We start from the raw sequence: 12543 nt of genomic DNA on the forward strand, positions 1-12543 counted from the left end.
GGCGGATCTGCGGGTGGACCGAACGGGCGTACGGAGTGGGAGCGACCAGGCGGACGAGTCGGGGTATTCGGGCCGGCCGGGCGCGGTGCGGTTCCGGGACCGCTACCGGTACCGACCGCGACACTCTTGGGCCGCGGGCGCCGACCGTGAGACATGACACTCGAGGGACTGGCCGACGGCTGGGTGGTCTGGTCCGAGGAGCGCGAGAAAATCGTGTTGGCGTACCGGCCCGACGTCTTCGACGGTGTGGGGTTCCCCGCGCCGTGTCTGCCCACGATCTACCTCACCAAGGGTCGCCGTAGCCGTCACCCGGGAACGGAAACGCGACCGAGCGACCCCTGGGTCGTCACGCTCTCCCTCGAACCGGAGGTGAACCGCTCGCCCGACGAGTACGAGACCCGCGACGCCGCCACGGCCGGCGCCGTCGAACTAGCCGGACGCTTCGCCGCGGGCGAAATCGATTACCGTGCTATCTACCAGGTCCCCCGCGAGGACTACTTCGCGAAGCTCGACGAGCTGACCGAGCGCCGCGGCTGACACGCCGCCAGCCCGGGTTACCGCCGCGACCGGAGAACACCTCTAGCGTGGCCCGGCCGGGAAGCTTAATCCGCGTCATCGCCAACGCACGGGCATGTCGACGCTCACGCTCATCGGTTCTCGCCTGGCCGAACCCGGACAAGAGTTCGTCTACCGGGGCGAGGCGAGCGTCTGTGACGGCTGTCCGTACCGCGACCAGTGCCTCACCCTCACCGAGGGGCGACGCTACCGCGTCGACTCCGTCCGCGAGAACGCCAGCACGCTCGACTGCGCCGTCCACGACTCGGGTGTCGTCGCCGTCGACGTCGTTCCCGCCACCGTGCGCGCGAACGTCGCCAGCGCCAGCGCCTACGCCGGCAGCAAGGTCTCGTTGGAAGGGTCCTGTCCGCACACCGACTGCCCGAGCCACGAACTCTGTGAACCCGAGGGCGTCGACTTCGACGAACAGCGCCGCATCGAATCGGTCGTGGGAGACCCACCCCACGATTTCTGCGCGCTGGATCGGGAGCTGACGACCGTCGAGTTCGAGGCCCACGAGGAGTGACGCCGCGCGACCCGCGAGCACCCGAGTGACGCGGCCGACCGACGGGCACGCCGTACGTCGACGACGACTGGGTGAGCAGTCCCACAGCCGGGAAGACCGTGCTCTTCACCGAGCGCCCGGACGACCCCGGTCGGGACCCGCTGCGGTTCGAGATGTGGCTCGACGCCGACGGGTCGCACGGTCCGATGCGTCACGTCCACCCAGAGCAGGAGGAGTTCTTCACGGTCGTCGGCGGGCGACTCGGCGTCTCCCACGAGGGGGTGCCGGCCGAGTACGGGCCGGGCGAGCGCGTCGAGATCGCCGCTGGCGACGAACACCGGTTCTGGAACGCCGGGTCGACCGAGCTACATCTCCGTGGGGGCGTCGATCCGGGGCTCCGAACGGAGGCGTTCATGCGAATCACCTACGGGCTGGCCCGAGACGGCGAACCGGTCACGCCGTCCGGGATGCCCCCGAACCTCGTCCAGGTCGCCGTGCTCCTCGCCGCAGCGGTCGGGCGACTGCTCGGGTACGAGAACGAGTATCCGGAGCATCGGCCCTGACGGTCGACTCGCACGCTACGAGTCTGCCGTCGTTCACCCCGAGAGCGTGCCGACCCGCTCGGCTGTGTAGCCGAACACGTCCTCGTAGCCGTACGCCGACAGCAGGACGGGGTGGAAGTCTTTCTCCGCGAGCACGGCCTCGCCGTCGGCGGCCGCGATCCGCTCGCCCGCCAGCACCTCCTCGAAGTTGTCGACGAACACCTCGTACTCGTCGGCGGCTGTCTTGGGGACGGGGTCACCCAGGCGGAAGACGGGGAGGTCGGTCCGGCGGTGCGCCTTCTCGTCGGGCAAGGCACCGGTCGCGGCGAGGAATTCGCCGACCACCTGTCGAGCGTTTTCCGCCGCCTGCTCGGTACCCTGATACCCGCATTCGACCTCGACCGTGTCCGGGGCGACTTCGAAGATACGACCCTCCGCGTGGCCGGTCTCGACGACCGCGTCGACCGACAGCCGAGGACAGATCTCGCGCGCGAGGTCGCGGACTCCGTCGACCAGCGCGAACATGCCGCCGTAGGACTGTGTCGTGTGCAGCGCGAGCGTCACGCAGCCGCGGAGCTCCTCGCCGAGCGCGTGCGCCAGCCGTATTTCGTGGCTCCGCCCGTCGGCGCGGCCCGGGAACGACCGGTTCAGGTCCGCCTCAACGTAGCGCTCGCCCCGTTCGATGGCCGCCTCGTTGGCGATCACGAGCTTCACGGGCCGAGCTACCTCGGGCCGGGACTGCATGAACTGTTCGACCGCCCGGACGCCCGCGGGCTCGTCGCCGTGGATCCCGCCGACGACCGCGATCTCGGGCTCGCCGTCTCCCAGCGTCTCGACTCGCATTCGCCCCGATATTACGTGTTCGGCCGTTTATGTGGTGTGTTTCGTCCCGACCGCCGTACCGTCGGCGCCCCCGAAACGGCCTCGGTAGTCGGCCTTCTCCAGCGCGCACGCGGGCGGGACTGGTAGGGGGCCGGCGCGCGACCGACGAGCGGTCCGCGCCGGTGCCCAGTTGGTCCGCGCGGCGCGCCCCCCGTCGCCGAACCGGCCCGTTCTCCCGCAGTTCCTGTCGTCCCAGCTATCGGATCCGCTGCTCCGGTGGGAAGCTATCACTGGCAGCGACGGTTCGACCGATCCTGATACATAAAGCCGTCCATTCGATCCCGTCAGAGAGGGCTTCTAACGCGTGTTTTTCCCTCACAAGGCGGCCCTCGCTTCGTAAGGGTTTTACAGTCGTCACCCATCGGATGAAATACGTTCGACGCGCGGTGGAAGCGGGGGTCACCCGTGGTCCGCCGTGCTCGACACATGCGGAGCGGAAGACAGCTCCTTCGACCGGGCTCACACTTAAATCCGGTGTGGCTGCGTACGCCACTCCGGTGCAGTCGTGTGATTCCGAACGAAGGTCGGCGCGTCTTTCGGAACCATTAAGTGGGGTAACCCACTACGATGATATCCGCACGAGGGACGACGGGCGACCCACCTGGGACCCGGCGTCCGACCCATGAGGATTCCACCCCTGCGGTCCGCCGTACAGATGGGATCTGATGTGAGCCTTGACAGTTCGGTGATACCCGACGCGGTGCGATACGGTGTCGCCGACTGACGGACCAGACATACACGCACACGTTCACACGTGTGCTACACGTTGATAGCGTGTCTCCGCCAGATCCCGGCTTCGCCGGGAACATTCCGGTTGATCCTGCCGGAGGCCATTGCTATCGGAGTTCGACTTAGCCATGCTAGTCGCGCGGGTTCAGACCCGCGGCAAATAGCTCAGTAACACGTGGCCAAACTGCCCTACAGATCGGAATAACCTCGGGAAACTGAGGCTAATGCCGAATAGAGCTTCCACGTTGGAGTGCCGGAAGTTCGAAACGCTACGGCGCTGTAGGATGTGGCTGCGGCCGATTAGGTAGACGGTGGGGTAACGGCCCACCGTGCCGATAATCGGTACAGGTTGTGAGAGCAAGAGCCTGGAGACGGAATCTGAGACAAGATTCCGGGCCCTACGGGGCGCAGCAGGCGCGAAACCTTTACACTGCACGACAGTGCGATAGGGGAACTCCGAGTGCGAGGGCATAGAGCCCTCGCTTTTCCACACCGTAAGGTGGTGCGGGAACAAGTGCTGGGCAAGACCGGTGCCAGCCGCCGCGGTAATACCGGCAGCACGAGTGATGGCCGATTTTATTGGGCCTAAAGCGTCCGTAGCTGGCCGTGCAAGTCCGTCGGGAAATCCAGTGGCTCAACCTCTGGGCTTCCGGCGGAAACTGCTCGGCTTGGGACCGGAAGACTCGAGGGGTACGTTCGGGGTAGGAGTGAAATCCCGTAATCCTGAACGGACCACCGATGGCGAAAGCACCTCGAGAGCACGGATCCGACAGTGAGGGACGAAAGCTAGGGTCTCGAACCGGATTAGATACCCGGGTAGTCCTAGCTGTTAACGATGCCCGCTCGGTTCGGCGCAGGCTACGAGCCTGTGCCGCGCCTCAGTGAAGACGTAAGCGGGCCGCCTGGGAAGTACGTCCGCAAGGATGAAACTTAAAGGAATTGGCGGGGGAGCACTACAACCGGAGGAGCCTGCGGTTTAATTGGACTCAACGCCGGACATCTCACCAGCACCGACAACGGTAATGATGGTCAGGTTGATGACCTTACCCGACGCCGTTGAGAGGAGGTGCATGGCCGCCGTCAGCTCGTACCGTGAGGCATCCTGTTAAGTCAGGCAACGAGCGAGACCCGCGTCCGTAATTGCCAGCAGCACCCTCGTGGTGGCTGGGTACATTACGGAGACTGCCACGGCTAACGTGGAGGAAGGAACGGGCAACGGTAGGTCAGCATGCCCCGAATGTGCTGGGCAACACGCGGGCTACAATGGCCTGGACAATGGGTAACTACACCGAGAGGTGACGTTAATCCCCTAAACCGGGTCGTAGTTCGGATTGAGGGCTGAAACTCGCCCTCATGAAGCTGGATTCGGTAGTAATCGCGTGTCAGAAGCGCGCGGTGAATACGTCCCTGCTCCTTGCACACACCGCCCGTCAAATCACCCGAGTGGGGTCCGGATGAGGCCATCATGCGATGGTCGAATCTGGGCTCCGCAAGGGGGATTAAGTCGTAACAAGGTAGCCGTAGAGGAATCTGCGGCTGGATCACCTCCTACTGACCGGGACCGGGGCGTCGCCCCGGCCCACAAGTCCTGCCCCGACGAGGCAGGCACCGGTGACACCCGACCGCGCCGGTCGGGCACCGAACTGTCAAGGCTCACGTCACCCCCTCACGGGGGAGACCGAGCAGGCAGCGCACCTCTTTCGAGGTGTTCTCGGTTCGACTCCGAGTCGGTCAATACAAGCGGGCAACGGCGCCCGCCGAACTGATGCACCAGCCCGTGAAAACGCGGCTGGGAAGGGTTCGATGCCGTCTCCGACGACCGCCGGGGATGGACGATGACGACCGTGTGTACGTGCAATCCAGACGTCAACTGGATCCGTATCATCGGGATACGTGTATCCGACGTAGTGGCTACTATGCCACTCGGTGAATGGCTCGGCTCGAGTGCCGACGAAGGACGTGCCAAGCTGCGATAAGCCTGCGGGAGCTGCATGGAAGCGAAGAACGCAGGATGTCCGAATGGGAATCCCCACCGCAATTGCTTCGCGCAATGGGGAACGCCGGGAATTGAAACATCTTAGTACCGGTCGGAAAAGAAATCAAGTGAGATATCGTCAGTAACCGCGAGTGAACGCGATACAGCCCAAACTGAAGGCTTCGGCCGATGTGGTGTATTGGGCCGGCGATCAGCGTCCGAACGTTCTTGTGAAGTCTCCTGGAACGGAGTGCGATACAGGGTGAAAGCCCCGTAGCGAGAACTTCTACGACGTGAGCCGGTTCCGGAGTAGCGGGGGTTGGAAATCCCTCGTGAATACGGCAGGCATCTACTGCCAAGGCTAAATACTCCTCGAGACCGATAGCGAACAAGTAGCGCGAGCGAACGCTGAAAAGTACCCTCAGAAGGGAGGCGAAACAGGGCCTGAAATCGAGTGGCGATGGAGCGACGGGGCATGAAAGGCCCCTCCGAAAACGACCTGCCCGCGAGGGCACAGTAGGACCGGAGGGGAGCCGATGTTCCGTCGTACGTTTTGAAAAACGAACCAGGGAGTGTGTTTATTCGGCGAGTCTAACCGGTTCATCCGGGAAGGCACAGGGAAACCGACATGGCCGCAGCGCTTTGCGTGAGGGCCGCCGTGTTCAAGCGCGGGGAGTCGAATTGACACGACCCGAAACCGGACGATCTACGCGTGGGCAAGACGAAGCGTGCCGAAAGGCACGTGGAGGTCTGCTAGTGTTGGTGTTTTACAACACCCTCACGTGACCTACGTGTAGGGGTGAAAGGCCCATCGAGTTCGGCAACAGCTGGTTCCGACCGACAAATGTCGAAGCATTACCCCTGTCGAGGTAGTTCGTGGGGTAGAGAGACTGATTGCGCGGACCGCCCTCGAGAGAGGTCGGCCGTGCTGTCAAACTCCGAACCTACGAACGCCGTCGACGCAGGGAGTTCGGTGCGCGGGGTAAGCCTGTGTACCGTGAGGGAGACAACCCAGAGTCGGGTTAAGGTCCCCAAGTGTGGACTAAGTGCGATCGAAGGTGGTCTCAAGCCCTAGACAGCCGGGAGGTGAGCTTAGAAGCAGCTACCCTCCAAGAAAAGCGTAACAGCTTACCGGCCGAGGTTTGAGGCGCCCAAAATGATCGGGGCTCAAGTCCACCACCGATACCTGACCACGCCCGTAACACGGCGATTGTGTAGGTCGGCGTTCCGATTGGGTGGAAGTACGGCCGAGAGTTCGTATGGACCGATTGGAAACGAAAATCCTGGTCATAGTAGTAGCGACAGTCGGGTGCGAATCCTGACGGCCAAAAGAGCTAGGGTTCCTCAGCACTGTTCGTCAGCTGAGGGTTAGCCGGTCCTAAGTCTCACCGTAATTCGAATGAGACGATATGGGAAGCAGGTTAACATTCCTGCGCCGCTGTCAATTGAAAGTCGACGCCTCGGGTTCACCTGAGCCGGGCCATCGCCCGGTCGAACTATCCAACTCCGTGGAAGCCGTAATGGCACGAAGCGGACGAACGGTAGGATAGCGAAAGTCAGGCTAGCCTGGGGCCCGTGAAAAGACGATGACAGTGTCCGTACCGAGAACCGACACAGGTGCTCATGGCGGAGAAAGCCAAGGCCTGTCGGGATCAATCGACGTTAGGGAATTCGGCAATCTAGTCCCGTACCTTCGGAAGAAGGGATGCCTGCCTCGGGAAGAGGCAGGTCGCAGTGACTCGGGGGCTCGGACTGTCTAGTAACAACATAGGTGACCGCAAATCCGCAAGGACTTGTACGGTCACTGAATCCTGCCCAGTGCGGGTATCTGAACACCTGGTACAACAGGACGAAGGACCCGTTAACGGCGGGGGTAACTATGACCCTCTTAAGGTAGCGTAGTACCTTGTCGCTTCAGTAGCGACTCGCATGAATGGATCAACCAGAGCCCCGCTGTCCCAACGTTGAGCCCGGTGAACTGTACGTTCCAGTGCGGAGTCTGGAGACCCCCAAGGGGAAGCGAAGACCCTATAGAGCTTTACTGCAGGCTGTCGCTGAGACGTGGTCGCTACTGTGCAGTGTAGGTAGGAGCCGTTACACAGGTACCCGCGCTAGCGGGCCACCGAGGCATCCATGAAACACTACCCGGTAGTGACTGCGACTCTCACTCCTGGCGGAGGACACCGGTAGCCGGGCAGTTTGACTGGGGCGGTACGCGCTTGAAAAGATATCGAGCGCGCCCCAAGTCCATCTCAGCCGTGTCGGAAACGCGGCGAAGAGTGCAAAAGCAAAAGATGGACTGACAGTGTTCTTCCCAACGAGGAACGCTGACGTGAAAGCGTGGTTTAGCGAACCAATTCGCCCGCTCGATGCGGGCCATTGCTGACAGAAAAGCTACCTTAGGGATAACAGAGTCGTCACTCGCAAGAGTACATATCGACCGAGTGGCTTGCTACCTCGATGTCGGTTCCCTCCATCCTGCCCGTGCAGAAGCGGGCAAGGGTGAGGTTGTTCGCCTATTAAAGGAGGTCGTGAGCTGGGTTTAGACCGTCGCGAGACAGGTCGGCTGCTATCTATTGGGGGTGTCATTGGTATCTGACGGGAACGTCCGTATAGTACGAGAGGAACTACGGATGGTGGCCACTGGTGTACCGGTCGTCCGAGAGGGCGCTGCCGGGCAGCCACGCCACACGGGGTAACGGCTGAACGCATCTAAGCCGGAAACCCACCTGGAAAAGAGATACCGCAGAGGTCACTCGTAGAAGACGAGTTCGATAGACTCGGGGTGTGCGCACCGAGGCAACGAGGTGTTCAGCCCGCGAGTACTAATCGACCGAAGCCACCAATCATTCCGTATCTGATATACGTACCCGATGATTCGGGTCCGGGCGTAAACTGGATTGCACGTACACGCGGTCGTCGCATCGAGCTACCGATACTGGCATCCGAACGGAGCGTTCGGACGCGGTTCGATTCCGCGGATCGGCGTTAGGGCGGCCATAGCGGCGGGGCGACACCCGTACCCATCCCGAACACGGACGTTAAGCCCGCCTGCGTTCCGGCGAGTACTGGAGTACGAGAGTCTCTGGGAAACCTGGTTCGCCGCCTCCACTCATCTCCCGGCCACATTCGGCCGGATTCACTACCCTCGACCAGCAACCGCTGGTCGAGGGTCTCCGTATTTTATACGCGGAGCGGCAGCTATCGCGGTCGCGATCGTTCGAGAAGGAGTTACTCCAGTTGTTCGGCGTAGGTGAAGTCGAGTTCGGTCGCTTCGGGGTAGTCGCCGTCGAGTTCGATCCGCCAGTCGTGGATCGCGGTCGGGTCGGAGAGTGCGGTCGAGAGTGTCGCGCGTACGTCGGCGAGGTCGACACCGTAGAAGTCGTCGGGGAGCCCGTCGAGATACTGGAGCGCGGTAGAGAACAGCGAGCGCATGCCGTCGTCGTTCTCGAAGTCGAAGTGCTTGTACGCGCCGGCTGCGACCTGGACCATTCCGTGAAGGAACTTGCTCTCTGCGGAGCCGCGGCCGTAGTTGTACCACTCGTCCTCGAAACAATCGTGTGATTCGTGGAACTCGCCGCTGTTGAACAGGGCGACGCCGTGGACGACGGCGCGCCGGAGTGTGCCGTGCTCCCAACCGTTGGACGCGCCGCGGTCGGCCCGCCACCCGGTGGGATCGCCCGACGTAGGTGGTCCGACGCCGTAGTCCCGGGTGTGTTCGTCCATTGTGAACTATTCGGAGTTCCCGCAGTGTAATCCCGTCGGTCCGGGCGAAGGATGATGCGGTCTGTACGGGCCAGCGCGAACGGGAACCCACGGTTGTTAACCCCTTCCCTCCCGAGCGAGAAGTCATGGAAGCCTCGTTCGAACACGAAGTTCCGGTTCGCTATCGCGACCTCGACACCTACGGTCACGTCAACAACGTCGTCTACGGTACCTACTGTGAGGAGGCGAGAGTCGCCTACGTCGAGGAAGTACTCGAGCTCGACGAGCTCGACGAGTTCACGGCCGTCGTCGCGTCGCTAGAGCTCGATTTCCGGTCGTCGGTGACGGAACTGACGGCGGTCGACGTGGGGGTCTCGGTCGTTCGAATGGGGGAGTCGAGTTTCACGATGGCGTACGAGATCCGGCAGGACGGCGAGCTGGTCGCTGAAGCGGAGACGACACAGGTGTTCGTCGATCCGGAGACGCGCGAATCGCGACCCGTCCCGGATGCGTGGCGCGAGCGGGTTCGCGAATTCGAGGGACTGGACGACTGAGCCGCGTGTCGTTCAGACGGTCTCGTCGGGCTCGTAGGCGTCGGCCATGCGCGTGGCTTCGGTGGCGTAGCGTTCGCGCTCCTCGGGGTCGGTGACGCTCCCGAGGTTGTTCGGGGGGACGTCGACGGCGGCAGTCGTCTCGCGCACGTCGTTCGTGAAACTCGTCAGTGCGCGTTCCTTCCGGAAGTAGCGTCGGCCGTCCGGGGTGGCGTAGACGAGGATGATGATGTTCTGTTCGTCGTCGGAGTAAGTGCGTTCGACGAGCCAGGCGCGGACGGTCCCGTCGTCCGCCGCCGCGGTCGAGCCTGCTGTCGGGGTGTCCGTCTGTTCGGTCATGCCGAAGCGTAGGTGTCCGACGTGCATAGGGGTTCGCTCGACCCCTCGGGAGGGTCGACCGCGGCGTGGTCAGGCCCCCACCGGGTCGGGTCGCTCGCCGACGGTGATCTGGACGCGCTGGACGTCACCGTCACGGAGGACGGTCAGGTCGACCGTATCGCCGGGCCGAGTCTCGGTGACGAGGTACGTGCCGAGAGCTTCGCCGCTCCGTAACTGCTGACCGTCGATTGCGAGGATCAGGTCCCAGTCGGTGGGGACGAGGCGATCCCCGACTGTTTCGACTTCGGTCGGGCCCTGTAGCGCGCCGGCCGAGGGGCCGTCTTCCAGAACGGAGACGACGGCGAGGCCGGTGGTGCGGTCGAGATCGTTACCGTCGGCGATCGTGGGGGTGACGGGCGTCGTCCGGACGCCGATGTACGGGTAGTCGAACTCGCCGTCGTCGAGGAGTTCGGGGACGACGCGCTCGACGACCGACGGGGAGACGGCGAAGCCGATGTTTTCGGCGCCCTGTCGGGCGATGCCGGCGGTGTTGACGCCGACGACGTCTCCGTCACAGTTCACCAGTGGTCCGCCGGAGTTGCCGGGGCTGATCGGCGCGTCCGTCTGGACGACGTTCGGGATCTCGAAGCCCAGCCGGGTCGGAAGCGTCCGGTTCAGGCCGCTGACGATCCCGTGGGAGATCGTCTCGTCGAGCCCGAATGGGTTGCCCAGGGCTGCGACGCGCTCGCCGCGCTGAGGGTCGGTGTCGGCGAGCGAAAGCGCCCCAGTTCCTGCAGGTGGATCGGACACGCTCACCACGGCGAGATCGGCGTAGGTGCTGTGGCCGACGACGGACCCCGACCGGAACTCGCTCCCCTCGAACTCGACCTCCACTTCGGCTGCGCCACTGACGACGTGGGCGTTGGTCACGACGTAGGTGTCGTCGGTCGCATTCGTGTCGGTCCCGTTCTCGACTTCGTACACGAACCCGGAGCTCTGTCCGGAACTCGTCCGGATGGAGACGACCGACCCGGCGGTCTCGTCGAACAGCGACTGGTAGTCGCAGGCCGGTTGCCCCTGTCGAGCGTCTTCGAGGGGGGCCGCGCCCGGTACGATCGCCGTCACCCCCGCGACGCTGCCCGCGGTGAGCAAGACCGTCACGAGTACCGCTGTCGTTGTCCGTCGCATCGTCCGTTCGTCGCTTCGAGCCGGGGAAGGCCCCCCGAATCGTTTCGTCGCGATGGCACGGTCAAATCCGAACTACCGACCGGAGTTGAAACCGGTTACTACGGAGGCCGATACCGGGTACCAGATAGGCGGTCGATACCCCAGACCTCTCTCCGAGCGGCAGTCCGCGGGACGGCGAGACCGTAGCCTATTCAAGCGCCTCGATCGAATCTGGACGTGCGTGCGAGGGTAGCCAAGCCTGGAAACGGCGGCGGACTCAAGATCCGCTCCCGTAGGGGTCCAAGGGTTCAAATCCCTTCCCTCGCACTGTGTGGCCCTCGCGGCCCCTCGCAAAACAGTGCAGGAAGCCCGCTTCGGAGCGGTCTTCCCTCGCAAATTCCTTACCGACGTTCCAGACGGAGCTACAGCTTGAAACGGCGGCGGACTCGGGATCCGCTCCCGTAGGGTCCTCGTGAGCGAAGCGAACGAGGGATCGGAAGTCGCGTTCGCTGAGCAGGTCGAGGCGAACCGTCTTCCGGTGGTCCGAGAGTTCAAATCCCTTCTCTCGCAAACTTCTCACGGAACTGGCGCTCGAGCGATTACTTCGTCCAGAAATCGGTCTCTCGGGGGCAGGTTTATGAGAATCCAGTCTAAACGTTGAGGTATGGCAACGGACGACACGGCGACCAATCCACTCGACGTGCCACCGCTGGAACATACCGCTTTCTTCGACATCGATACCAGAGACGGTTACGTCCGCATCGACCAGTCGTGGGGCGACCAGACGCTGTACACGCCCGAGGAGGCACGCGACATCGCCGAGTCGATTCTGGAGATGGCCGACGACGCGCAGGGGTCAGAGTAACGGTCCGAGACCCGGAGGTCGTCCAATCGACCCTACCGGGGTGGGAGGCGCGCTACAGTTCGTCGAGCCCGTCCACTCGGTGATCACCGAGGACGCATTGACCGCGTTCGAGCGGGTCGGCTCGCTCGACGTGAACGGCGTCGAGCCCGGCGTTCCAGGCGGCGCCCACGTCGACGGGGTCGTCGCCGACGAGGGCGCCTCGGTGTCCAGTTGAACCGATGTCGAGGCGGCGTATCGCGTGCTCGACGGGAGTCGGGTCGGGCTTCCAGCCGACGTCGTCGTCGCAGCAGACGACGGCGTCGAACCAGTCGGCGATGTCGTGGTACTCGAGGAGCGGTTCGGTGAGATAGGACTGACAGTGGGTAACGAGGCCGGTCGGGCGGTCGAGGTCGCGGACGAACGCGGCGGCGTCGTCGTAGACGAACGTCGACTCGGCGCGGGCGCGCGGATCTTCGACCGCGTGGAAGGTCTCCCAGAACCGTTCGGGTGTGAGCGCGCGGTCGGCGAAGACCTCCTCGCGGGCGCCGCCGACGCCGTACCACAGCAGCTCGGCCTCGCGGTCGGTGAACGCGTGGCCCAGTCGGTCTCCGATCTCGGTAACGAGTCGTCGGGGGTAGTCGGGGTCGATGTCGACGACGGTCCCGTCGAGATCGAACAGCCAGAAATCGTACGCGTCACGGGCCATCGGGATCTCTTCGGTAGGTCGGTGGCGAGTAAGTACCTTCCGGCGACGGCCTCGTCGTCGAGTA

10 protein-coding genes, 1 tRNA gene and 3 rRNA genes are annotated in these 12543 nt (G+C 63.5%); 9 read left to right on the forward strand and 5 right to left on the reverse strand.

What is annotated here, in order from left to right:
• Positions 1–153 precede the first annotated feature (153 nt).
• The 3 genes from I7X12_RS17275 to I7X12_RS17285 all read left to right on the forward strand — a co-directional run bounded on the left by I7X12_RS17275 (position 154) and on the right by I7X12_RS17285 (position 1623).
• Positions 154–537 carry a DUF5820 family protein gene (locus I7X12_RS17275; protein ID WP_198061269.1) on the forward strand — a complete coding sequence of 128 codons (384 nt, stop codon included), beginning with the start codon at positions 154–156 and terminating at the stop codon, positions 535–537.
• Between the two features lie 94 nt (positions 538–631).
• Positions 632–1081, forward strand: coding sequence for a UPF0179 family protein (locus tag I7X12_RS17280; protein ID WP_198061270.1), 450 nt, complete (start codon positions 632–634; stop codon positions 1079–1081).
• A 71-nt stretch (positions 1082–1152) separates the two neighbouring features.
• On the forward strand, positions 1153–1623 hold the full coding sequence (locus I7X12_RS17285; protein ID WP_198061271.1) for a cupin domain-containing protein: 471 nt from the start codon (positions 1153–1155) through the stop codon (positions 1621–1623).
• A 33-nt stretch (positions 1624–1656) separates the two neighbouring features.
• On the opposite strand, the gene I7X12_RS17290 is transcribed toward I7X12_RS17285, so the two are convergent.
• Positions 1657–2445: a M14 family metallopeptidase gene (locus tag I7X12_RS17290; RefSeq protein ID WP_198061272.1), complete on the reverse strand. Its 789-nt coding sequence runs from the start codon at positions 2443–2445 to the stop codon at positions 1657–1659.
• An 846-nt stretch (positions 2446–3291) separates the two neighbouring features.
• Here I7X12_RS17290 and I7X12_RS17295 point away from each other — a divergent pair.
• The 3 genes from I7X12_RS17295 (at position 3292) to rrf (ending at position 8299) form a co-directional block, all read left to right on the forward strand.
• A 16S ribosomal RNA gene (locus I7X12_RS17295) occupies positions 3292–4763 on the forward strand.
• Between the two features lie 352 nt (positions 4764–5115).
• Positions 5116–8036 (forward strand): 23S ribosomal RNA (locus I7X12_RS17300).
• A 141-nt stretch (positions 8037–8177) separates the two neighbouring features.
• Positions 8178–8299: ribosomal RNA gene (gene rrf / locus I7X12_RS17305) — 5S ribosomal RNA — on the forward strand.
• The 16S, 23S and 5S rRNA genes sit together here, the layout of an rRNA operon.
• A gap of 120 nt (positions 8300–8419) precedes the next feature.
• Here rrf and I7X12_RS17310 read toward each other — a convergent pair.
• Positions 8420–8914: a DUF309 domain-containing protein gene (locus tag I7X12_RS17310; protein ID WP_198061273.1), complete on the reverse strand. Its 495-nt coding sequence runs from the start codon at positions 8912–8914 to the stop codon at positions 8420–8422.
• Between the two features lie 125 nt (positions 8915–9039).
• Between I7X12_RS17310 and I7X12_RS17315 the strand changes: the two genes are divergently transcribed.
• On the forward strand, positions 9040–9447 hold the full coding sequence (locus I7X12_RS17315; protein WP_198061274.1) for an acyl-CoA thioesterase: 408 nt from the start codon (positions 9040–9042) through the stop codon (positions 9445–9447).
• A gap of 12 nt (positions 9448–9459) precedes the next feature.
• Here the strand turns inward: I7X12_RS17315 and I7X12_RS17320 are convergent, their stop codons facing one another.
• Positions 9460–9783, reverse strand: coding sequence for a hypothetical protein (locus I7X12_RS17320; protein WP_198061275.1), 324 nt, complete (start codon positions 9781–9783; stop codon positions 9460–9462).
• Between the two features lie 69 nt (positions 9784–9852).
• Positions 9853–10950, reverse strand: coding sequence for a S1C family serine protease (locus I7X12_RS17325; RefSeq protein WP_232342897.1), 1098 nt, complete (start codon positions 10948–10950; stop codon positions 9853–9855).
• Positions 10951–11172: 222 nt separating this feature from the next.
• Between I7X12_RS17325 and I7X12_RS17330 the strand changes: the two genes are divergently transcribed.
• Positions 11173–11256 (forward strand) — tRNA-Leu (locus tag I7X12_RS17330).
• Between the two features lie 337 nt (positions 11257–11593).
• The gene (locus tag I7X12_RS17335; RefSeq protein WP_006883934.1) at positions 11594–11794 is read left to right on the forward strand and encodes a hypothetical protein; all 201 of its coding nucleotides are present in this window, start codon (positions 11594–11596) and stop codon (positions 11792–11794) included.
• 52 nt (positions 11795–11846) lie between these two features.
• Here the strand turns inward: I7X12_RS17335 and I7X12_RS17340 are convergent, their stop codons facing one another.
• Positions 11847–12479 carry an HAD family hydrolase gene (locus tag I7X12_RS17340; RefSeq protein ID WP_198061276.1) on the reverse strand — a complete coding sequence of 211 codons (633 nt, stop codon included), beginning with the start codon at positions 12477–12479 and terminating at the stop codon, positions 11847–11849.
• Positions 12480–12543 lie beyond the last annotated feature (64 nt).

The organism is Halosimplex litoreum (genome assembly GCF_016065055.1).
Classification (GTDB): Archaea; Halobacteriota; Halobacteria; order Halobacteriales; family Haloarculaceae; genus Halosimplex; species Halosimplex litoreum.

Excerpts from the sequence above, each read along its gene's own strand:
- I7X12_RS17275 (WP_198061269.1), top strand. The coding sequence starts at position 154 with ATGACACTCGAGGGACTGGCCGACGGCTGGGTGGTCTGGTCCGAGGAG.
- I7X12_RS17280 (WP_198061270.1), top strand. The coding sequence starts at position 632 with ATGTCGACGCTCACGCTCATCGGTTCTCGCCTGGCCGAACCCGGACAA.
- I7X12_RS17290 (WP_198061272.1), bottom strand. The coding sequence starts at position 2,445 with ATGCGAGTCGAGACGCTGGGAGACGGCGAGCCCGAGATCGCGGTCGTC.
- I7X12_RS17310 (WP_198061273.1), bottom strand. The coding sequence starts at position 8,914 with ATGGACGAACACACCCGGGACTACGGCGTCGGACCACCTACGTCGGGC.
- I7X12_RS17315 (WP_198061274.1), top strand. The coding sequence starts at position 9,040 with ATGGAAGCCTCGTTCGAACACGAAGTTCCGGTTCGCTATCGCGACCTC.
- I7X12_RS17320 (WP_198061275.1), bottom strand. The coding sequence starts at position 9,783 with ATGACCGAACAGACGGACACCCCGACAGCAGGCTCGACCGCGGCGGCG.
- I7X12_RS17325 (WP_232342897.1), bottom strand. The coding sequence starts at position 10,950 with ATGCGACGGACAACGACAGCGGTACTCGTGACGGTCTTGCTCACCGCG.
- I7X12_RS17335 (WP_006883934.1), top strand. The coding sequence starts at position 11,594 with ATGGCAACGGACGACACGGCGACCAATCCACTCGACGTGCCACCGCTG.
- I7X12_RS17340 (WP_198061276.1), bottom strand. The coding sequence starts at position 12,479 with ATGGCCCGTGACGCGTACGATTTCTGGCTGTTCGATCTCGACGGGACC.